At 55.8% G+C, this 21,763-nt stretch carries 20 protein-coding genes; 10 read left to right on the top strand and 10 right to left on the bottom strand.

Annotation, left to right across the window (positions count from 1 at the left end; translation table 11 throughout):
- Positions 1–28 precede the first annotated feature (28 nt).
- Genes AC5S3R_RS12380 through AC5S3R_RS12370 form a run of 3 tightly spaced genes read right to left on the bottom strand, consistent with a single transcriptional unit; the run spans position 29 to position 5,844 of the window.
- Entirely contained in the window at positions 29–1,468 is a 1,440-nt protein-coding gene (locus AC5S3R_RS12380; protein ID WP_494267349.1) for an efflux transporter outer membrane subunit, read from the bottom strand.
- Entirely contained in the window at positions 1,461–4,655 is a 3,195-nt protein-coding gene (locus AC5S3R_RS12375; RefSeq protein ID WP_494267348.1) for an efflux RND transporter permease subunit, read from the bottom strand. The genes AC5S3R_RS12380 and AC5S3R_RS12375 overlap by 8 nt, the downstream gene beginning before the upstream one ends.
- 13 nt (positions 4,656–4,668) lie before the next feature.
- Positions 4,669–5,844: an efflux RND transporter periplasmic adaptor subunit gene (locus AC5S3R_RS12370; RefSeq protein WP_494267410.1), complete on the bottom strand. Its 1,176-nt coding sequence runs from the start codon at positions 5,842–5,844 to the stop codon at positions 4,669–4,671.
- A gap of 437 nt (positions 5,845–6,281) precedes the next feature.
- On the opposite strand from AC5S3R_RS12370, the gene AC5S3R_RS12365 reads away from it, so the two are divergent.
- Complete coding sequence (locus AC5S3R_RS12365) at positions 6,282–6,893, top strand: helix-turn-helix transcriptional regulator (RefSeq protein ID WP_494267347.1); 612 nt, start codon at positions 6,282–6,284, stop codon at positions 6,891–6,893.
- Between the two features lie 359 nt (positions 6,894–7,252).
- On the opposite strand, the gene AC5S3R_RS12360 is transcribed toward AC5S3R_RS12365, so the two are convergent.
- The 3 genes from AC5S3R_RS12360 to AC5S3R_RS12350 form a co-directional block, all read right to left on the bottom strand.
- Entirely contained in the window at positions 7,253–7,378 is a 126-nt protein-coding gene (locus AC5S3R_RS12360; RefSeq protein ID WP_494267346.1) for a hypothetical protein, read from the bottom strand.
- Positions 7,379–7,595: 217 nt separating this feature from the next.
- A complete protein-coding gene (locus AC5S3R_RS12355) occupies positions 7,596–8,375 on the bottom strand; it encodes a hypothetical protein (protein ID WP_494267345.1) in 780 nt (259 codons plus the stop codon).
- Between the two features lie 320 nt (positions 8,376–8,695).
- A complete protein-coding gene (locus AC5S3R_RS12350; RefSeq protein WP_494267344.1) occupies positions 8,696–9,091 on the bottom strand; it encodes a winged helix-turn-helix transcriptional regulator in 396 nt (131 codons plus the stop codon).
- Between the two features lie 110 nt (positions 9,092–9,201).
- On the opposite strand from AC5S3R_RS12350, the gene AC5S3R_RS12345 reads away from it, so the two are divergent.
- The 3 genes from AC5S3R_RS12345 to AC5S3R_RS12335 all read left to right on the top strand — a co-directional run bounded on the left by AC5S3R_RS12345 (position 9,202) and on the right by AC5S3R_RS12335 (position 11,187).
- Positions 9,202–9,633 (top strand): nuclear transport factor 2 family protein, encoded by a 432-nt coding sequence (locus AC5S3R_RS12345; RefSeq protein ID WP_494267343.1) that lies wholly within the window; start codon positions 9,202–9,204, stop codon positions 9,631–9,633.
- Between the two features lie 12 nt (positions 9,634–9,645).
- Positions 9,646–10,254, top strand: a complete 609-nt coding sequence (locus AC5S3R_RS12340; protein WP_494267342.1) for an FMN-dependent NADH-azoreductase — start codon at positions 9,646–9,648, stop codon at positions 10,252–10,254.
- Between the two features lie 96 nt (positions 10,255–10,350).
- On the top strand, positions 10,351–11,187 hold the full coding sequence (locus AC5S3R_RS12335; protein WP_494267341.1) for an alpha/beta fold hydrolase: 837 nt from the start codon (positions 10,351–10,353) through the stop codon (positions 11,185–11,187).
- A gap of 264 nt (positions 11,188–11,451) precedes the next feature.
- Here AC5S3R_RS12335 and AC5S3R_RS12330 read toward each other — a convergent pair whose 3' ends face one another.
- Positions 11,452–12,627: an FAD-dependent oxidoreductase gene (locus AC5S3R_RS12330; RefSeq protein WP_494267340.1), complete on the bottom strand. Its 1,176-nt coding sequence runs from the start codon at positions 12,625–12,627 to the stop codon at positions 11,452–11,454.
- Between the two features lie 281 nt (positions 12,628–12,908).
- Positions 12,909–13,643: an SDR family NAD(P)-dependent oxidoreductase gene (locus tag AC5S3R_RS12325; protein ID WP_494267339.1), complete on the bottom strand. Its 735-nt coding sequence runs from the start codon at positions 13,641–13,643 to the stop codon at positions 12,909–12,911.
- 120 nt (positions 13,644–13,763) lie between these two features.
- Between AC5S3R_RS12325 and AC5S3R_RS12320 the strand changes: the two genes are divergently transcribed.
- Entirely contained in the window at positions 13,764–14,756 is a 993-nt protein-coding gene (locus AC5S3R_RS12320; protein ID WP_494267338.1) for an AraC family transcriptional regulator, read from the top strand.
- A gap of 144 nt (positions 14,757–14,900) precedes the next feature.
- Positions 14,901–15,596: a hypothetical protein gene (locus AC5S3R_RS12315; RefSeq protein WP_494267337.1), complete on the top strand. Its 696-nt coding sequence runs from the start codon at positions 14,901–14,903 to the stop codon at positions 15,594–15,596.
- A gap of 445 nt (positions 15,597–16,041) precedes the next feature.
- Here AC5S3R_RS12315 and AC5S3R_RS12310 read toward each other — a convergent pair whose 3' ends face one another.
- On the bottom strand, positions 16,042–16,404 hold the full coding sequence (locus AC5S3R_RS12310; RefSeq protein ID WP_494267336.1) for a VOC family protein: 363 nt from the start codon (positions 16,402–16,404) through the stop codon (positions 16,042–16,044).
- Positions 16,405–16,547: 143 nt separating this feature from the next.
- Here AC5S3R_RS12310 and AC5S3R_RS12305 point away from each other — a divergent pair, with 143 nt between their 5' ends.
- Genes AC5S3R_RS12305 through AC5S3R_RS12295 form a run of 3 tightly spaced genes read left to right on the top strand, consistent with a single transcriptional unit; the run spans position 16,548 to position 19,507 of the window.
- Complete coding sequence (locus AC5S3R_RS12305; protein WP_494267335.1) at positions 16,548–17,432, top strand: LysR family transcriptional regulator; 885 nt, start codon at positions 16,548–16,550, stop codon at positions 17,430–17,432.
- 42 nt (positions 17,433–17,474) lie between these two features.
- A complete protein-coding gene (locus AC5S3R_RS12300) occupies positions 17,475–18,575 on the top strand; it encodes an IS110 family RNA-guided transposase (RefSeq protein ID WP_494267334.1) in 1,101 nt (366 codons plus the stop codon).
- Positions 18,576–18,604: 29 nt separating this feature from the next.
- Positions 18,605–19,507, top strand: coding sequence for an IS481 family transposase (locus AC5S3R_RS12295; protein WP_494267333.1), 903 nt, complete (start codon positions 18,605–18,607; stop codon positions 19,505–19,507).
- 432 nt (positions 19,508–19,939) lie between these two features.
- On the opposite strand, the gene AC5S3R_RS12290 is transcribed toward AC5S3R_RS12295, so the two are convergent.
- Complete coding sequence (locus AC5S3R_RS12290; RefSeq protein WP_494267332.1) at positions 19,940–20,383, bottom strand: winged helix-turn-helix transcriptional regulator; 444 nt, start codon at positions 20,381–20,383, stop codon at positions 19,940–19,942.
- 540 nt (positions 20,384–20,923) lie between these two features.
- Between AC5S3R_RS12290 and AC5S3R_RS12285 the strand changes: the two genes are divergently transcribed.
- The gene (locus AC5S3R_RS12285) at positions 20,924–21,688 is read left to right on the top strand and encodes an SDR family oxidoreductase (RefSeq protein ID WP_494267331.1); all 765 of its coding nucleotides are present in this window, start codon (positions 20,924–20,926) and stop codon (positions 21,686–21,688) included.
- Positions 21,689–21,763: the final 75 nt, after the last annotated feature.

Below are 21,763 nucleotides of genomic sequence, written 5' to 3'. Positions count from 1 at the left end.
ATTTTCAATTTCCAGATACATCCCGGCGTCAATGCTTGTGAGCATTCAGCGGCAATCGTTGTGGCCAGCCGCCGGCAAGTGACCTGTATAAGGAAACAGCCGCGATCCCGTTGCCAGAGCGGCTTTCAGCGAGTGATTCTTCGGCCTGGAGTTGCACTCGCTGGGCGTCCAGCAAATCCAATAATCCTGTTGCGCCATTTGTATAGCGCGTGCGCGCAAGTTCCGTGGCCCGTCGGCTGTCTTGTGCCGCGCGTTCCAGTTGAGCAGTTCTGTCCTGAGCACGCGCATACGTGACCAGCGAGTTTTCTACATCCTCCAGAGCCAGCAGGACGGTCTGCTGATACTGTGCGAGCTGAGCGGATGAATCGGCGCGGGTTGCATCCAGCCGCGCGCGTACACGGCCTACGTCAAGAAAGGACCAGTCGATACCTAGCACCGCAAGACTGGTTGGGCTAATGCTATCGAAGGGGGTGCCTGAACGAGAGCCGAAGCCTCCGAACATACCGGAGAAGCTCAGGCGTGGAAATAGATCGGCTGTGGCGATACCAATCTGCTCCGTTGCTGCATGCAACCTCTGTTCCGCGGCTCCAATATCAGGGCGGCGACGCACGAGATCGGCGGGCGCGCCCGGGTCGATGCTCGGCGGCGGGACCGGTAATGGCTTTGCGGAATCGAGCTCTGCAGCCAAAGCATCCGGTGTGCGTCCGCACAATACCGCCAGACGATGTTCATCGACGGCGATGGAGGTTGAAAGGGTGGGTATAAGCGCAAGCGTTGATTCCATCTGGGCACGCGCGCGCTCCACATCAAAATCAGTGCCACGGCCAGCCGCGAGGCGTGCTTCTACCAGTTGCAGGGTCTCACGCTCGTTATCGGCATTTTCGTGTGCGATGCGTAGACGCTCCTGCTGGCCACGCAGATCGACATAGGTACTTGCAACATCACCGACAATCGTCACCTGTAATGCTGCAAGATCGTTCGCGCTTGCCGCTGCGAGATTCCGTTGTGCTTCGATGTTATGACGCACCTGACCCCAGAAATCGAGCTCCCAGCTTGCATTCATACCCGCGTTAAAGAAACGGCTGACCGGATCATAACCATACGCCTCGCTTTCGGCGATCTGTTGACGTCCTCCCTGAGCGTTCATAGTGATCGTCGGATAGCGGTCGAACTTCGCTACACGCAATAGCGCATTGGAGCTGTCGTAATGGGCAAGTGCAGCATGCAGATCGTTATTTGCCTGGAGCGCCTGCTCTATCAGCGCACTCAGTTGCGCATCCTGAAAGCTATGCCAGAACTCAGTGTCTCCTGCATTCGCAACAGGCGTTTGATTACGGCTTTCTCCTGTGGAAGGAGCAGTAAATTGTTGGGGCAAGGTGACGTCCGGCCGCTTATAGTGCGGCCCTACGGAGCAGCCCGTCAAAGACAGAACGAGAACTACGGGAAGGATTCGGCACAAGTTATACATGGTTGCCTTCCAATGCAGCGTTATCGCCCTCCATGGAACTATGGCTTCCTGGCACAGCCAGATTTTTTCCAGAGAGTTTGCGCAAAGTAACGTAAAAGACCGGGGTAAGAAACAGACCAAACAATGTCACACCAAGCATGCCGGAAAACACAGTGATGCCAGTGGCCGAGCGTACTTCGCTTCCCGCGCCATGTTCGAGCAGCAGAGGCACCGAACCAGCGATAAACGCGATCGACGTCATCACGATGGGACGCAGACGCAGACGGCAGGCTTCGAGTGCCGCCTCAACAGTTCCTTTTCCCTGGATCTCGAGTTCGCGTGCGAACTCGACGATCAGGATGGCGTTCTTGCAGGCAAGGCCCATCAGCACAACCAGGCCTACCTGCACGAATACGTTGTTGTCACCGTCCGTCAACCATACGCCCAACAGAGCTGCACACATACACACCGGAACGATCAGAATGACCGCGAGCGGCATGGTCCAGCTCTCGTAAAGCGCAGCGAGCACAAAGAATACAAGCATTACCGCGAGCGGGAACACAATTGCCGCCGCGCCGCTCTGGGTCACCTGTTGATAGCTCAGATCGGTCCATTCCAATACCATGCCTCGCGGCAATACCTTGTCAGCGATCTCCTGAAGTTTGCCAATCGTCTGGCCAGACGAGAGGATGTGCGGATCCGCATCCCCGATCAGATCGGCCGCGGGATAACCGTTGTAACGCATCACTGGATCGGGTCCATAGGCTGGAGTAATCGTCACCAGCGAACCGACCGGCACCATCTCGCCGCGTGCGTTGCGTACACGTAGATTGCCAATGTCCTCCTCCCGTTGACGGAACGTGGAATCGGCTTGCACCATGACACGGTAGACGCGGCCAAACACGTTGAAGTCGTTGACATAGGCTGAGCCCAGATAGGTCTGCATGGTGTTGAACAGATCCGTTAGATCGACGCCCTGCGCCTTGACCTTGTCTCGATCAACCTTAACCTCAAGCTGCGGCGTATTGGCCTGATAAGAACTCACCGGAAAAGTCATGCCTGGGGTCTGTGCAACCGCGCTCTGAAACGCGACCACTGCGTTCTGCAAAGCGCCATACCCAAGACCGGCGCGGTCTTCTATATACAGGGAGTAGCCCGAACCATTGCCAAGCCCCTGAATGGGAGGCGGCAAAAGAGCATAGGCATATCCTCCAGTGATAGTCGAGAATTTGGCGCTTAGTTCCGCATTGATCTCTTTTGCGCTGCGCTTACGCTCGTCAAACGGCTTGAGGATGATGTAGGTCGCAGTGAGATTGGGCGTGTTGACTTGTTGCAAGGCATTGAACCCAGCATTGCCCATTACCTTTTCAACACCTTCTACCTTGTCTCCCATCTGGACCAGCTTGTGCATCACCTCTTCGGTACGGGCCAACGATGCTCCTTCCGGAAGTTTGGCTCCGGCAAAGAGATAGAGCTTGTCCTGAGTCGGGATAAAACCTGTCGGAATCTTGTTGAAGAGCAACACGGTAGCAGCCAAAAGACCGGCGTAAACGAAGAAGACCACCCCGCGCAGCTTCAACGAGCCCGCTACCGTACGGTGATAACGATCAGAGCTGCGTTGGAAGAATCGGTTGAATGGCCTGAAGAACCAGCCCAGCACCTTATCGATGCCTCGTGCTAGTAGATCCTTGGGCGCGCCGTGGCCTTTCAGAAGTATTGCCGCCAGCGCCGGCGATAACGTCAGCGAGTTAATGGCGGAGATGACGGTCGAAATCGCAATCGTTACAGCAAACTGCTTGTAAAACTGGCCGGTGACGCCGGTGAGAAATGCCATGGGCACAAACACGGCGCACAGCACCAACGCAATGGCTACGATGGGACCGGAAACCTCTTTCATCGCCTGATGCGCGGCGGCACGGGCATCCAATCCCTGTTCGATGTTACGCTCGACATTTTCCACGACGACGATAGCGTCATCCACTACGATGCCGATGGCAAGCACCATGCCAAACAGCGTCAATGTATTGATGGAGAAGCCGAGCACATACAGCCAGGCAAACGTGCCGACAATCGAAACCGGCACCGCAACCAGCGGAATGATCGAAGCGCGCCATGTCTGCAGAAACAGAATCACCACGATGACAACCAGCAGGATGGCCTCCATCAAGGTGTGCTCTACAGCGCGAATCGATTCCCGCACAAACACGGTGGGGTCCCAAATGGGGCTGTACGTCATCCCTTCGGGAAAACTCTTAGACAACTCGTCCAGCTTGGCATAGACCGCTTTGGCAACGCCAAGCGCATTGGCGCCGGGCGTCAGAAAGATACCAACCGCAACCGCGTCGTCGTTGGTATCTGCGTGAAAGGTACTGGTATAGTCTCCAGAGCCTAATTCCACCCGCGCCACATCGGAAAGATGCACAATCTGTCCATCGGAGCCGTTCTTGAGCACGATGGCGCCAAATTCCTGCTCCGTGCGAAGGCGTCCGCGCACATTGATCGAGACAAGAAAATCCGCTGACTTGGGAGAAGGTGGCGCTCCAAGCTGACCTGCCGAGACCTGAACATTTTGCTCACGAATGGCATTGAGCACATCCGTGGTTGTAAGGCCACGTGAGGCAAGACGGTTCGGATCAAGCCAGATGCGCATGGCGTAGTCGCCGGAACCGATCATCTGCACGTCGCCGATACCGGGCAGGCGCGACAGCTCGTCCTTGATATGAAGGACGGCGTAATTTCTCAGATACAGCGAGTCATAGCGATGGTTCGGCGAGGCAAAGTCGACGTACATCAGCGGCGTGGGAGACTGCTTCTGCGTCGTAACACCATAATCGCGCACCGCTTCCGGGAGCCTCGATTGAGCCTGAGCAACACGGTTCTGTACACGCACGGCAGCGGTGTCCGGATCGACACCGGGGCGGAAGGTAACCACAACCTGAAGAGTGCCGTCAGAGCCGCTGACCGACTTCATGTATATGATGCCTTCAACGCCGTTGATCGCCTCTTCCAGAGGTTCTGCCACCGATTCTGCAATCTCTTTCGGATTGGCGCCTGGGTAGTTTGCCCGCACTACGACGCTCGGCGGTATCACCTCGGGATATTCGCCGGAGGGAAGAATGGGAATTGCGATCAGGCCAAGAGAAAAGATAATGATCGATAACACGACCGCAAAGATCGGCCGATCAATAAAAAAACGTGAGAAGTCCATGTTCGTCGATTCCTTAATTGGTCACTGCCTGAGACGCGGCAGGCGATGCGGAAGTGGAGGATGCATCCATCGCGGTATCCTTCGGCGTAACGGGCACGCCGGGAACGAAGATCTTCTGCAGATTGCTCACAATCACCTTGTCGTTTGAGGTCAGGCCGGACTGCACCAGACGAAGTCCATCGACAAGAGGACCGAGCGTGACATCTTTGCGCAACGCCTTATTGCCAGCGCCCAATACATAGACATACTTGCGATCCTGATCGGTCAGCACTGCTTTGTCGTCAATCAGCAGGACTGGCTGCTCGGCCTGGTTTTGCAGCTGCACACGCGCATAAAGGCCGGGCGTAAAGCTGTGATCGGGATTGCTCATCACAACGCGAGCGCGGATGGTCCCCGTCGACGGATTCACTGTATTGTCCAGAAAATCGATTCGGCCGGCATGCGGGAAGCCCGTTTCGTTTGCCAGAGCGACCCGTACAGGATTTTTCGCGTTGACGCGCTCGCCCCTGCCGGTACGATTCTTGTAGCGTAGATAACTTTGCTCATCGCAATCAAAGTAGACATAGATGGGGTCCTGCGAAACCACCGTGGTCAACACCGTCTGGTCTGCCTGGGCAAGGTTGCCTGCGGTAAGCTGGGCGCGGCTGACCCGGCCATTGATCGGGGAGCGCACTTCGGTGAATCCCAGATTCAGCTCCGCCGTTGCAACTGCGGCCTCTGCCGCATGGACGTTGGCAAGACTCTGGCTCAGGTCCGAGCCCCGGTTCTGATACTCCTCGCGCGAGATCGCCTTGGAAGAGTCCAGTGCCTGCGCACGTTGCTCCTGAATTTTGGCAAAGTCTGCTACGGCACGCGCGTGATCGAGCCCGGCTTTTGCGCTTTCAAGAGCATCGCGATACGGACGCGGATCGATGACGAACAACAGCTGATCGCGCTTCACGGTATCGCCTTCGCGGAAGACAAAACGATCTACATAACCAGTGACCCGCGGACGGACGTCGACGTATTCAACGGCAGCAACACGGCCATTAAATTCATTCGATAGACGCACCTCACGGGATACGACGGAGGCTACGCCGACCTCTGGCACAGGGGCAGGAGCGACGCTCGCTTGAGGTTTGCAACCTGTCACAAGCAGAGCCAACCCAAGGGCACAAGTACTCGTCAGCAGAGAGGGCACAAGAGCGATTTGTCTGTCAAAGATATACAAAGTAGTTTCTCCACGTGGCAAAAGCATTCCAGGCACGACTAAGGCTTTTTGCGATCAAGCCCGGCGGCACAATTTCAAAGGTATTTCTTGTATAAATCCGCGCCCGGAATATGTCAAGAAATGTCTTGGAAAATTCGTTTGATACCTACCAGGTTTGACAAATGGCCTCTGAGGGGCATTATGGTGGATAGGAAGCCAGGAAGAAGAGCTTTTCTGGATGGAGTTTACGACAATCTCATCGAATTAAAGGGGCTTTACAGTTAAACGAGCAGTCGCGGAGATGCAATCGTGTGGCTTTAAGATTCCAATAAATCTAGATTTTTGTCAGATTTTCGTATAATGATTACATGGCGGGTATATCAAGCATCGACTTGGAAAATGAACATGCTTGTCGCACGCAAGGGGATCGATTGCTCTTGCAGCTCAAGATCAATGGTCCGCAGACTGCTTCCGACCTAGCTCTTTCACTCAAGATCACAGGCGAAGCCGCTCGTCAGCAACTTCAGAAACTAGCTGCGGATGGCCTGATCAAATTTCAATCCGAAAAGAAAGGTGTTGGCCGCCCTTCCCAGAGATGGAAACTTACGGAGTTGGGAGAAGGGCGATTCTCCGATGCTCATAGCCTGATTACCGTACAACTCATCCGGGGAATTCGGGAAAGCCTTGGGGAAGGAGCTCTCAACACCATCCTTCGTTTCAGAGATGAGGAAATAGAGGCCGCGTACCTTACTGCCTTTGCAGGCGCTGAGACCCTGCAGGCACGCATCCAGCAGCTCGCGCAGCTCCGCAGCCGCGAAGGATATATGCCGGAGTGGAGCCAGGAAGCGGATGGCTCATTTCTGTTTATCGAACATCACTGCCCCATTGGGGAAGCCGCCACAACTTGTCAGGGATTCTGCCGATCAGAGCTCTCCCTCTTTCAGAAGTGTCTCGGCGGAGACAACATCCGTATAGAGAGAACCGAATACATCCTCTCTGGTTCGAGGCGATGCGCCTACAAAATTTGGCCGGCTCCACACAATGCCTGAACGTGCACCGTAATAAGCTGCTTTGTTCGTCTGTATATGCACCTCCCGACTTCCAAGATGCATGTTTCTCTGCGGCCAGTGTTGACCAAATCGCTTTAATCTCCTGGGTTCGACAACAATGTGCTGACAAATTTCTCCACAGTTGACAACAGGCCGATGCGTTCATTGAGCCCACCAGAGCGGTGCTTACTTCCGCTAAAAGCGTTTCCCGGTACTAATCAGCGGCACAATGGCCGCTTGGCTGTGCCGAACCACTTGCTGCAGAGCAAGAATCAGAGCTTCACTTATGTCCGTTGCAGGAATCATCCGTCCTGCCCTTTACGGCCTATGGCGTTTTCAATTTCAACGAAGTCAGGTTCTCAATACTGCTCGGAGCACGCTGAGTTGGATAGGGTAAAGGCGTCGCAATCCCCCGACCGCGCGAGATTCACGATAACGTCAATGCCCGCGTCATTGATGGAAGTTTTGCCTTCTGCATGGTTCATGGCCACCTTCTCCGTATCCGATGCGACCTGCAGTCACACCAGAGCTTGTAAGGCTGATGAAGGCAGATTATGGGGAGACGCGAGTTGGGTTCTTTGCCGAATGCTGCATGATTTGGTCAGATACTCGCATGGATTGAACGCCGTGAGACAATCGTCGCTTTTGTGATGGAGAATGCTGGACCCCGGAGTTCCCACTCACCATGGCCAGTGAAGCGAGCTAATCTGTAAAAAATGAGTTTGAGAAGATGATCCTCGCGAGTGGCATGGTCTCGATCTTGCGACCAGACGGATCACAAGAGAATACACTGCGGCTACGAGGTATCTTGATCCCATCGACTGTCACGTATGCGTCGACATAATTGACGACTTCTCCTGAGGCCCCGATCAAAGAAGCGTCGTTTCTTGTGCGCCTGATCAAGCCATCTTCGCCAATGTAGGCATACTGGACCTGACACGGCGCAACCTGGTCGGCAGGCAAGGTCACCTTGAGCACTCGCCAGGTTTCCCCATCTTCTATCCAAGGTTCCACTTCCTCAGCATGAGTTGCCTCACTTGCATAGAGGAAAGGGGCCATCAGAGCGTAACGAATGACATTCCCCATGAAGTATCCCGTTCTCATTGCAGCGGGCTCTGTGGCCGGCACATCTTGAGATGAGATTGATTCTGGAAACGCGACGACTTGTGCGAGTGGCAGGTGGGGGCTCAACTGTGACACAACACCCCGGCTAACGAGCAGAGGCTCGAGACCGTCTGGCAGCAATGTGATCGACCGTTGGCCTCGCAGCGACAGGAGCAGCCGGGATGATCGGGCGATGCGTCCTTGGCCCTGTTCGGAACAAAGATCACCCTCAACCGTGACATCAGTGACGAAGTCCAGAAATTGCATCCAGCGTTTCATGCCGCCATGGGCGTCGAGTGTATAGCTCAGCAATGGAATGCTCATCGGATCAGTGCTACACCCGGCGAAGCGAATTGCACTGAGAACGCCGTACTTCACTTCAGCTCCTCTGCTGCTCGCGAACACCGACGATCTCATTTTCTTACCCTCGCGTCTAGGTCAAACGCTTGCACAGTCAGCCCCACTGTCCCTCATACCCCTGCACGCCGACACGGCTTTTGACTATCGCCTTATCTGGCATGAACGAACACAAAAAGACGCCGGCTTCGGATGGCTGAGAGAGCAGATCTATCGCCTCGTTCAGTAGAAAGAAAGCATTGAGCCTTGCCTTCGCCGCGTCAGCGGAGGGTAACAGCGGCGGACCATCTCATTAGCCGACTTCTCGTTAGTGATCTGCCAATCGATACAGGTTATGAAGATCATTTGGAATCGTACTTGGCCTGCGCCTTTCTGACTCGCTCCCAATTTGCCTTCGCCCAATCGACCAACCCCTGTGTGGGCTGAAGGAGGCTCTTTCCAAGGTCTGTAATTTCATACTCAACGCGAGGCGGTACTTCGGGGAAGAGCTCGCGTATCACCAGCCCGTCCCGTTCGAGATTCTTGAGCGTCATCGACAGCATCCGCTGCGAGATGCCCGGCACCGCACGTTCGAGTTCGGAGAACCGCGCACGTCCTCCGAGCAGGTCAAGCGAAAGAATCAAGAAGATACTCCACTTGTCACCAATCTTCGTCAATAGCTCCCTGACCGCCATCGGGTCGGAACTTTTGCAGACGGCTGCTGGGTCCAGAGAAGCTGTTTTGCCCGTTTTCTTCATGGCTTACCTCGGTGTTAGCTACTAATGCCAATGTGCCTTCTTGTTTGAGAGCAGCTTACTCTTTTATAGTCATCCCGTTGAGCATCGTAAAGCGAATGGAGAAACATGGTATGTCCAAGCTAAAATACGCTGCCTACAAGGCCGCAGCCCCTTACTTCGACCTGGTCCGTCGTGCGCTGGGTGATCTTGTCGATGGTGAGCACTTCTTTGACATCGTCACTGATAACACCATCTACGAGGTTCTCTACGATCTCGGCTGGCCTCGCGTCATTCGGGGAGTGGCTGCTTTGATGGATGCATTCCGGGGCTACGTTGACGTCATCAACTTGCAGTCAGCGGACAACCTCGTCGTCCACACCGCGGACACGGGGCATGTCGTAGTCATCGAATACGAGGTCCACGGAACCGTCCTGGCGACCGGCGCGAAATACGACAATCGATTCTGCTCGATCATTCATCTCGAGAACCGGAAAATCGCGCACTGGAGAGACTACATGGATTCGCATGCGGCGTGGAACGCACTGACGCCGCGCGCTCACTGAGAGGAAGCCGCCATGAAAAATATACTCATGATTGAAGTAAGCCCAAGAGGAAAAGATTCGGCGAGTCGAGCTGTTTCCGATACGCTGGCTGAACGGCTCGCTGGCCTCTATCCTGGCGCAAAGGTCCTGCGCCGCGACCTTACCGTAGAGCAATTACCGCATTTGGACAAACTCACCCTTCGGGCGATTTCGACGAAGGACCCGGTGGAGGCGAAAAGCCTGAAGGAATCTGCCCATCAATCCGATCAACTAACCGCCGAGCTTCTGGAATCCGATCTCCTGGTGATGGCGACACCGATGTGGAACTTCGGCATTCCTTCGGCCCTCAAAGCCTGGATCGACCTGGTTGTGCGGCCGGGCAGGACCTTCCAGTATTCCGACGGCGGCGTCCTTGGTCTGGCGAAGAACAAAAAGGCAATTCTCATTCTGGCTTCGGGCGGAGTCTTTACGGAAGGTCCATGGCGTCCTTGGGATTTTGTCGAGCCTTACCTGCGCCAGATTCTGGCGTTCATCGGCATCGTGGATGTACAGACAGTTCGAATCGAGGGGATGAATATCCCCTCACTGGCAGCGACTGTCGTGCTGAAGGCGAATCAAGCTGTCGAAGAGCTGTCTCTGTAGAGGCAGCTCAGGCCTCGGTGCAGGAGCAGCCTCGGGGATCGACTTCGTATTCGCATGTATCGACAACAATACAAATCAAACACAGGAGCAGATGATATGGGAACTTTAAGAACCGAAGACGGCGCAGAAATCTTCTACAAAGATTGGGGACCGAAGGATGCCCAGCCCATCGCGTTTCACCATGGCTGGCCCCTGTCATCGGATGATTGGGACGCGCAGATGTTGTTTTTTCTTGCTCAAGGCTATCGCGTCGTGGCCCACGATAGACGTGGCCACGGTCGCTCTTCCCAGATCGGCACCGGTCACGATATGGATCATTACGCAGCTGATGCTTCCGCGGTGGCCGAACATCTCGACCTAAAGAACGCGATCCATATTGGTCACTCAACGGGCGGCGGTGAAGTGGCGCGGTACGTTGCAAAATTCGGCCAGCCACAAGGACGCGTTGCCAAGGTGGTGTTGCTCGCCGCCGTTCCTCCGCTTATGGTCAAGACCGCCAACAATCCTGATGGCACTCCTATTCAGGTATTCGACGGCTTTCGAGAGGCGCTGGCGGCTAACCGGGCACAGTTCTTTCTTGACGTTCCTTCAGGCCCGTTCTACGGATACAACAGGCCGGGCGCGAAAGCCTCCCAGGGAATCATCGAGAACTGGTGGCGTCAGGGGATGATGGGCAGCGCGCTCGCTCACTACGAAGGCATCAAGGCCTTTTCAGAGACTGACCAAACGGATGACCTGCAGGCCATCACCGTTCCAACCTTGGTGCTGCAGGGCGACGACGACCAGGTTGTCCCCTACAAAGACGCATCGTTACTTCAGGCCAAGTTGCTCAAGCACGGAACGCTCAAAGTCTATCCCGGGTATCCACATGGCCTCATGACCACTCACGCGGACATCATCAATGCAGATATCCTGGCCTTCATCCGGGCCTAATCCAATATGGGCGGCGGTTTCGTCGCCTATACCTTCCCATGAAAATTGATCCGCAAGGAGCTGCCGATTCTGTCTCGTGAGCGAGACAGAGCAGAGCATTCATTTCATGCGCGACATTAGTGTTACTCCTCATAAACGCCCTTCTCGTAAGTAACGAGCACGCAGTCTGCGGGGTAGATGAGTGCATTGCCCTGAAGTCAGCAGTTCATACTTCGACTCAAAAGACGAATCACTTCCTCAATGCCGACGTATCAGGACCTGGCATTAAGCCTCGCCGGCTGGCGGAACCGCCTCTCCTCCAACGAAGCTACGGAACAGGGCCACAACGCGCTCGCAGGCATCCGGCGCATAGAACATCTCCGTGTTTACCATGGTGTCCGCCGTCATGGATCGCATGCGGGAGAACATCTCCGTCTCGTACGCCGCGATTGCATCACCAGGCGTGGCTTCGCTGAGGAGAAGTTTTGACAGCACCAGAGCGTCGAGCATCGCCATATTCACGCCTTCGCCCGCATAGGGCGGCATTACGTGCGCCGCATCCCCAATCAGCGTAAGGTTTGGCTTCGACGTCCAATGCTGATCCATCGGGCAAACAAGTAGCGGACGCCAGACCATTGAGACAGCCTCTCTGAAGAGCGGTTCCCATAGATCGCTCCACCCTCTGAAGTTGGCGTGGAACCATCTCACTCGCTCGTCCGGACCGCCTGCCTCTTCAAGGCTCTGCCTGGCCGCGGGATCATCGGTTTTCAATCCCGCGTAGAACAGCACACTGCCGTCCGGCTTCGTTCCCATGCCAATCGTCCGTTCGCCTCCCAAAGCGATCAACGCCGAGCCTCCGAGAAGGTCCCACAACTCCGGTATTGCGTGCTTTGCCGCAGGAACGAGGCCCTCTACGAGCGAAACTCCGACATACTGCGACCGGATAGGAGTGACCAACTCACGCAGACGGGAGTTTGCGCCGTCGCCGCCAATGGCGATATCCGCCACTGAGGTCTGTCCGTTCGCAAAATGTAATAAGACCTGCTCGCCCTGGAACTCTGAATACTCCAGCTTACAGTCCCACTGGACGGTGCCGGGCTGAAGCGAGTCGAGCAGAAGGTCGCGCAACGGACCACGTTCGATTTCAGGGCGTTTTCCCGGACCGGACGTCCGGCGGAGATGCTCGTGAAGAACCGTTCCATTGGTATCGGTAAGGCGCAGGCTATTGAGATCCGGCCGATGATTGGCCCAGAACGCTTCCATCAGGCCAGCGGCTTCCAGCGCCGCAAGTCCAGAGTTTTCGTGGAGGTCCAATGCGCTGCCCTGGACTCGCGCACTACGGCTCTGGTCGCGCTCGTACACTGACACCTGCGCACCGCTTTGCTCTAACAGCCGTGCCAGCGTGAGCCCACCAGGTCCTCCGCCGACGATGGCGATCTTCTTTCCGTTGATGGCGCTCATACTTATCTTCGAGAATCCATTCGCTATATTCACAGGCCGCAGGGGCCGGTACGATTCTCTTAAATCTTATATTCGGCTTATCCGATCTGATGGCCTATCCTGCCGAATCCTACAACCGCGTAGCTCATAGTGCTTCTCCAATCCGTGTCGATATTGGTTTGGTCGGCTTTCAGCCGCGCCGATGATGCATCCCCGGTGTGTGGCGACCTTCGCGTAGGCATTGCGCCTTGAGCCGCGTTCGCTTCAGTGGAAGGTCAGCCACTCACCGAGGTTCGCAGACTTTAGATCGCCGTCATGCCGCCATCGACGAACAACTCCTGCCCGTTCACAAAGCTTGAGTCGTTTGAAGCTAGAAACAGGGCTACGGTAGCGACTTCCTCAGGTTGCCCCATCTTTCCCCGTGGGATGAGGGATTCGAAATACTGCTTCGCCTCTGGGGTCATAACCGATTCCTGCATCGTTGTGGCAATTGCACCAGGAACCATAAGGTTTACCCTGATCTTTCTCTCCTTGAGTTCGTTGAGCCACGTGCGTGCGAAGGAGCGCAACGCCAACTTGCTCGCCGCATACACTCCCCAACCCGGAAAACCTTTCGCTGAAGCATTGGACCCGGTCATGAAGATCGACCCACCGTCGTTGAACAGCGGCAACGCTTTCTGCACCGTGAAGAGTGTGCCGCGCACGTTGAGGTCGAAGGTCTTATCGAAGTGCTGCTCGGTGATCTGGCCAAGCGGGACAGGCTCGCCTATGCCGGCGCTCGCGAACAGGACATCGATCTTGCCCTTCTCTCGCTTGACCGTCTCGAACAGGCGGTCGAGATCGTCGAGGTTGGCCGCGTCACCTTGTACGCCGGTCACGTTCCGGCCAATCAGCTTGACGGCCTTGTCGAGCGTCTCCTGCTTCCGGCCTGTGATGAAAACGTAGGCACCCTCGTCAACGAACAATTTGGCGCTCGCCAGCGCCATACCGTCGCTTCCACCCGTGATAACTGCAACTTTGCCTTCAAGCTTTCCCATTTTTGCTCCTTCGAATAATGTGTAGCATCCACTACAGAGCAATAGATTCTTTTGGCAGTGGACGCGAATTGCTCAGGAGTCCAGAAATATTGTCTATTCGTCCAAAATAAGGAGGCTGATTTGGACCCGATAACCGACATCTTCAGAACGCTTCACGTAACCGCTTTCGGTCAGCACAGGCTGGAAGCAACAGCCCCGTGGGGCTTGATACAGGAAAAACAAACCGAAGAAAAAGTCATGCCTTCCGGCAAAAGGATTTCACCTACAGATTTGGCGCACTTCGCCATGCTGTCGCGTGGCAACTGCTGGTTGAGTGTGGAAGGCATTCAGGAGCCGATCCCCCTCACCGGTGGCGATTGCTTTCTGCTCGCCCGCGACACTTCGATCGTCATGCGCGATAATCCGCGAACACGTCCAAGGTCAACCTTCCGCGAAATCGCCGCTGAACCCAACACCGTCGTTCATTACGGAGGTGGCGGCGCACCAACGACAGTCGTCTGCGGCTCCCTCAGTTTCGAACGAGCCAGCCTGAAGCCCATCACGCAGCTATTACCGCGCTTCATTTTGATTAAGGCTGATCAGGCCCACACACTTGCTCTTCACAACACTATGCAAGCGCTGGCCTCTGAAATGGCAGGGCAGGCGCCGGGATCGGAAGTCGTAGCGACTCGACTGGCCGAGGTTCTGTTCATTCAGGCACTCCGGGCGCATATCGCGTCCGAACCGGAACGCAACCAGGGATGGCTTCGTGCCATCTTTGATCCCCAAATTGGGACTGCTCTGAGTGCCCTTCACGATAGAGTGAACAAACCCTGGACGGTCGAATCCCTGGCTGAGGCGGCGGGCATGTCTCGCTCCGGATTCGCTGTGCGTTTCAAAGAGCTACTCGGACAAACACCACTGGAATATGTAACCGAGTGGCGGATGCAGAAGGCCATGCAGCTACTGCAACAGCGGGACAAAAAGCTCATAGACGTCGCTCGCTCGGTCGGTTACGAGTCCGACGCTGCGTTCAGTAAGGCGTTCAAGCGAGTTGTCGGGGCCAACACGGGTGATTACATCAAACGTGGTTTTGAACGCCGCAGTAATGCCGGAATTGCGGAAGCTTTTTGAAGCGGAGGATCCTAATTTTGGCGGCGGGGCCTGGGTACCATGGAAGTGTGTTCTTCCACTGAAATGGGTGCCCTCGGCGCCTTGCATTTAGGAACGGGAGATCGCGTAACGCAAAAGCGTCTGGGGGAAAAGGGCGACGGTTTATTGGCACAGAGGCTCAAGAACGAGTTCCATAAGCAGGGGGTCGGCGCATGGGATGATGTCAAATACCATTACGCCGGTGTCGAGGGCGACGCTGATGTAGTAGCCCTTCAAGGCAAATTCTTGTTCATCTTCGAGTGCAAGAACTCGCTTCACCCATGCAGCACAGCAGAACTTCGCACCTCCTACGAGTACCTCCTGAAGGCCCGCCGACAGCTTGAAAAGTTCACGGCCCTCTGGAGCAACCAGGGGTTTCGGAAGTACTTCGCAAAGCTTTTGAAGACAGACCTCAGCGCGGTCACGACCGTGGTGACTGCGGCGATCACCGGAAATCGGATGTTTAGCGGGCTCTCACTTGGGACGGCCAACGTCCTCGGATTCCACGAGTTGGTGAACTTCATTAACAGCGGCCGCATCATCATCTTTGACCAGGAGATCGTCGGACGCCCATCCGGTGCGCTGACGCCCGAACAGCTTCGGGACTTCGTGACAAACCTCCCCTGGGAGAAGCCCATGCACGCAGCGATGAAACGCAAGGACAGGATCACGCGCTACGGCGAGATAGAGATCCGAGTCGAGGATTACACGCTGAGATTGCTCGATCTGGCAAAAGAATGGAATGTCGAGGTCCCGGAAAAGCTGAAGGTGCTCTTCACTGAGGAGGCCGAACCCGTGACCGTAGACGCCTCGGATCAATAGCGGACATCAGTAACGATCTGCAGCAAACAGCCCACTTGCGTTCATGAGAGCTCCGATGGACTTGGTGACGGAAGTCCTCGAAATTTTTGAGAAGGTTGATTCTTGCCGAGACAGCTTTGCTGCTTGGTTCACAGAGGTGGAGAGACGTCAGCCGTCTGCGGTTGTCTGGCTCCAGACTCGCGGATCTCTCAGGGTGGCGAAACCGTATCAAACCGATGATCTCTTCCATGCCATTTTGGATGCGGTCTGCAACTAATTGAAATTGCTCGACATCAACCGCGATGAAACACGACTTTATGCGACATATTTTCCCCGTTATTGGACCCTTAATGGACCCTCGATATCACTTCACATAAGCCCGTTTATCAGGAGCCTCCTCGAACCGACCCTATTGCCGCGAAGCCCGATCTCGATGGGCTTTATAGGTACGCCGTATTGGTGATGCTCACCTTTCCTGACAATAAACCTCCACAAAGAAACCACCGGGACACCGCACATAGAACGTCCACGCGCCGTGAAACTCCTGTGGCTCTGGTGGCATTAGACCGGCGGTCAGCATGCCTGCGCGGATCAGGTTCACCTGCTCACGAGTCTGTTGCTTGAATCCAACGTGGAAACCAAGAAAATCGGGGTAAGACACTTCAGCAGGTTTGAAGTGCCCGAGGTTCAACACAAATCCGTCCTCATCTTCAAGAATCGCCATCTTGTCGGCGACTGCCCTCTTAACTTTCAAGCCAAAGTGATCGACAAAAAACTGCGTAGCTGCAGAAACATCGGGGACGGCTAGATTCAGGTGGTTCAGTTTCATCGGGTGTTATCCTTCCTGGTTGGTTGCGTTGGGCCACGTGCCATTTGCCGACGGCTTTATAAACTGACCTTACAGTCGGTGAGTAGTTGCGTTCAATGCCGTTGTGCGCAAGGTATACTTGCACTGAAATGCAACAACCGGACATGAACCTTCTCTTCGCTCTCGATACACTCCTTCAGGAGCAAAGCGTCACGCGTGCTGCAGAACGAATGGGTATGAGCGTACCTGCGACGAGCCGCGTCCTGCTGCGGCTGCGAAAGATGATGGGCGATCCACTTCTGATTCGAGCCGGTATGCGCCTTGTACCCACGTCCCGCGCCCTTGAACTGCAGCCAGAGGTATCGGCGTTGGTAGAGCAAACGCGTGCGCTCGTGCAGGCAAAAGCGGCGGTATCGCTTCGCGAGGTCGAACGGACCTTCACCGTGCGCTGCGAGGATTCAACAGCACTTCTTACCGCCGGACTTTATAAGTTGATGTCCTGTCATGCTCCGCATGTAAAGCTCCGAGTACTGGAGGCATCCGCACGCGATATCGACGACCTGCGGGAAGGAACAGTTCATCTAGTCATCAGTGGGACAATGGCGACAAGCCCTGAGATCAAGCAGCAGGTGCTTTTCAAGAGCACTCTTGTTGGAGCGGCTCGCACCGATCACCCGATATGGAAAGGAAGCATGACGTTACGACGCTTCACCAGCTATAAGCACGTGAACGCTTCTCGCAAGGGGCTCGACTTCACGCCCATCGACCGAGCGTTGGAGAAGTTGAAGCTTCGGCGCGACGTTCCTCTTGTTGTCGCAAGTTTTCATGCAGCCATGGTGCTGGCCAGTCAGTCGGACTTGATTGCCACCGTACCGCAAATACTCGCAGCCTCCGCAGAGGCCATGTCTTTACGGACGTTCAAGATCCCTGTCCCACTCTCACCCATCATGATCTCGCAAACGTGGCATCCGCGCTTCGACTCGGACAACGCTCACCGCTACTTGCGCAAGTGCGTTCGAGAGGTCTGTAACGCTCGTTTGATACCGTGAAATGGGATGAGCAGGTCTTCCGGAAGGGAGAGACTGTATCCCATGAAAAAGACGACGCAGCACCTTATCGCGGAAGTTCCACGCAGGCAGTCCAAGATCGGGATGACGATTGGTATCGACCTTGGAGATGTCTGGAGCCATTACTGTACTCTCCACGAAGGCGGCGAAGTAGTGGATCGAGGTCGCTTTCGGACCACGCCGAAGGCGATCGAGAAGTGGTTTACAGATGTTCCTCACGCACGCGTGGCGATGGAGGCTGGAACCCACTCGATTTGGATCAGCGAGCAACTGCAGGAGCTTGGCCATGAAGTAATCGTGGCCAACGTCCGTGAGTTGCGGGCGATTTCGCACAGTGATCGGAAGAGCGACCAGGTCGACGCTGAGAAGCTGGCGCGGTATGCCCGGCTCGATCCGGAGATACTGCGTCCGATCGCGCACCGGACCGTCGAGCAACAAGAGGCGCTTACACTGATTCGTGCAAGGGATCTCCTGGTTCGGCTGCGCACAGCGGCGGTGAACGCGGTGCGTGGACTAACGAAGTCCTGTGGCCATCGGATGCCGGCTTCTTCTACGCGGTGTTTCGCCAAGCGCAGTCTCGCAGTCATGCCGCCAGGGCTACAGCAGGCGCTCGGACCGGTGCTTCAGCAGATCGCGGAGATGACTCTGAAGATCAAGGAGTATGATCGCCAGATTCAGCAGCTAACACAGACAGAGTATCCCGAGACGCAGGCGTTGCTGAAGGTGCAAGGCGTCGGCCATATCACCGCGCTCACCTTCGTCCTGACTCTAGGCAACAAGGAACGCTTCGGGCGAAGTCGGGATGTCGGCTGTTACCTTGGCTTACGCCCGCGACGCAGCCAGTCTGGAGAACGAGACCCTCAGCTCGGCATCACCAAGGCTGGGAACGTCTATCTCCGAAGTCTTCTGATCGAGTGCGCGAACCACATCCTACGGCCGCATGGGAGAGACTCGTCACTCCGGCAGTGGGGGCTGCATCTTGCAGCTCGAGGTGGCAAGCAGGCGAAGAGCAGGGCTGTGGTTGCCGTGGCGCGGAAACTGGCCGTCCTGCTCCATCGCATCTGGGGTACCTGTGATCTTTCAGGAGGTTGTCCATTCGATTTGAACCGGAGAAGCTGGTTGTGACGAGCAACTAGAACCTTCGGAGGAATCGAATGGACATTCATAAGAATGCCCGACTTAGCTTTCGCAGTCGAGAGGCGTTAGCCAGATTCGTTGTCGAGCAGGGAGCCACGCGGAAGGCGGCCGCGGCCGCCTTCCGCGTGAGCGCAAAAACTGCCGCCAAGTGGGTGGCTCGCTTCCGGATCGCCGGCCTCGATGGGTTGCTGGACCGTAGCTCCAGGCCGCACCGCAGCCCGCGTCGCTTGCCGGAAGGCATTGCCAGCCGCATCGTCGAACTGCGCCAAGGGCATATGCCCGGATACGAGATCGCCCGCCGCACCGGCGTCTGCCCGGCTTCGGTCTGCCGCATCCTGCGCCGCGTCCGGCTGAGCCGATGGCGCGACCTCAACCCGCTGCCGCCCGTCCAGCACTACGAGCACGCTGCCCCTGGCGATCTCCTGCATCTGGACATCAAGGGCATGACACGCTTCTCCCAGGTCAGCCTGCGTGGCGATGGGAGGCTGCGTGGCAAGCAGAAGCACCCCGGCTTCCTGGCGCTGCACGTGGCTGTGGACGACCACTCGCGCATGGCCTTCACACAGATGCTGCCCGATCAGAAGGCAGAAACCACCATCGGCTTCCTCAACGCAGCCGTGGAGTTCTTCGCCAGCCACGGCATCGGCGTCCGCGCACTGCTCACCGACAACGGCTCATGCTACCGTTCCAGCCAGTTCCGACACGCCTGTCAGAAGATGCAGCTCAAACACCGACGCACAAGGCCATACACCCCAAGAACCAACGGAAAGGCCGAACGCTTCATCCAGACCGCGCTCAGAGAATGGGCCTACGCAAAACACTGGAACGACTCTGACCAACGCGATGACTGCCTCAAGCCTTGGACCGATTACTACAACCACTACAGGCACCCAGGAACCGTACGTGCCTTTCCATGCTGAAGCTGCTTGAGAGCTGGACTATGTTTACCCGTTGCGATCACACCGTGTTCCGATGACTGCGAGCCGACTTTGGCCCATAAAAGGCCGTCCGAGAAATGGCAGCATCGACTCTCCTCTCGAACCCCAACCGGCACCGAGCTTGCACTGCAAACTGCTCATCCAGAGTGCGTATACAAACCGGTGGAGAGCAACATGCGGCGCAACGACAACAGCAAAAGCACAGACCGTGAAAAGAGAAAAACAACGACCACCGCTTGACACCAGTGACCTGTTCATACAATGTCGGCTTGCAGCACTATGAATCGGGTGCTGCTATAAGCGCTCTTCTCGCCGTCCTAAAGTACAGGACAGTAAGCGCAAAACATCGGCTGCCGTTAAATAGTCGTTGATGAGAAGATGTTCTCGCGTGACGAGAGCGGCGTTTCTCAAGATCTATGCTCTGCTGGTGTGGGCGTATCTTCGATCGAAGGCCGCGCGCGCCTGCTCTACTTCTTCCATGTGTTTCTCAGCCCACATCCAGACCCCGCAAAACGCCGCTCCCAGGCTGAGACCCAAGTCCGTGAGCTTGTACTCGACCTTCGGCGGGATCACCGGGTGCACCGTACGAGCAATCAGGCTTTCACGTTCCATCGAGCGCAACGTTTGAGTGAGCATCTTGTAGCTGATCCCCGGCACAAATTCGTTGAGCCGCGTGAATCGCAGTTCTCCCTGTTCCGTAAGCACTTCGAGGATCAACATCGTCCATTTATCGGCGACACGGCCAATGAGTTCTGTGACCAGCACCTCGACGCGAGGGTCCGTGATCTCTGGCGGTTTGCACGCCTGGTAGGCCTGCAGCGAAGCAACCTGCTCGTTCGAAAGCTTTCCTTTGGCCATGATTTTTACACTCTCTTTTAAGTGCATATCAAACTTTCAGGTGCCTACTTCCTAAAGGATAGCGGCTCTCATATAGTGACACATATGGTCGCGCGCTGCACAGAGCGGCCAAAGGTGAATATGTATTTAGTCCAACACGGAAACCGACTGCACAGCCCACTGCTTCACGCGGCATATGGCTGGCTTCTCTTGAGCGGGCTACTACACTTCAGCATCGATGTAGCCTCCCAGTACCTGCGGGGCATGCGCGCGCCAAGGCCTGCGACAACCCTGTACTACGGCATCAACAGCTCCTATGCCGCGAGCCAAATACTGTTCGCAGCGCTGGCCCTGTTTTCCATCCATCACGGTGTTACTGCCATGGGTCAATGGTCGGGTATTGCGCTGGGCCTTATGGCGGCCTGTGCGTGGTTCGTCCTTAGCTTGCTTTTTCTCGAATACACCCAGCCACGCTTGACAGTGGCTCTCTTTGCAGCGTTTCTTGTCGGCACTGCCCTTACGGTCTAAAGCTTCTCAACCCACAACAAATTCAGAGGTCCCATGAAACTCGACAGAAGAACGATTCTCATCACCGGCGGTACTAGCGGCATCGGCTTGGAGATGGCCAGGCAACTCATCGCACGCCGGAACACTGTCCTCATCACCGGCCGCGACCAGCGCAAGCTGGAAGAGGCGAAGTCCGCTCTGCCCGGCGTTCATGTATTCCGGAGCGACGCAAGCAAGCCTGAAGACATTCAATCCCTGCGCCAACGCGTCACTACAGAGTTCCCGGCATGTGACATCCTGATCAACAACGCAGGCATCATGCGGAATCTCAACATGAATGAACCGCGTTCCTTGACAGACGTCACACGAGAACTCGACATCAATCTGAATGGTCCGGTGCAACTGGTGCAGGAGTTTCTTCCTCATCTCAAGAGCAGGCCGAATGCCTTGATTGTGAACGTCTCGTCTGGCCTTGCATTTATTCCGTTTCCACTCTCCCCCATCTACAGTGCAGCCAAGGCAGGTCTGCACGCCTTCACACGTTGCCTGCGTGTTCAGCTCAAAGGTTCAAACGTCGCGGTAGTAGAACTGGCGCCTCCGGGAGTCGAGACGAAGTTGTTCCGGGAAGAGTTCGAATCGGAGATGAAGGGCCAAAAAGCAATGCCGGTGAATGTCCTGGTGACAAAGGCAATCACCGGAATTGAAGCAGGCAAGACGGAAATTCGCCCCGGCCTCAGCAACGTTCTTTATCTGCTTAGCCGTGTTGCTCCCTCGCTTCCATTCGGGCAAATGGCAAAGATGGTGGCTCGTGGCGGGTAGACCGTGGTAGCAGTTGGGGCAATCCTGGACGCCGCGCCTGTCGAACCTCCATGCGTTACGCGTATCCTCCAAGCG

The organism is Occallatibacter sp. FHG110214_02 (genome assembly GCF_059115385.1).
This window is presented reverse-complemented; position numbering and strand designations above follow the sequence as displayed.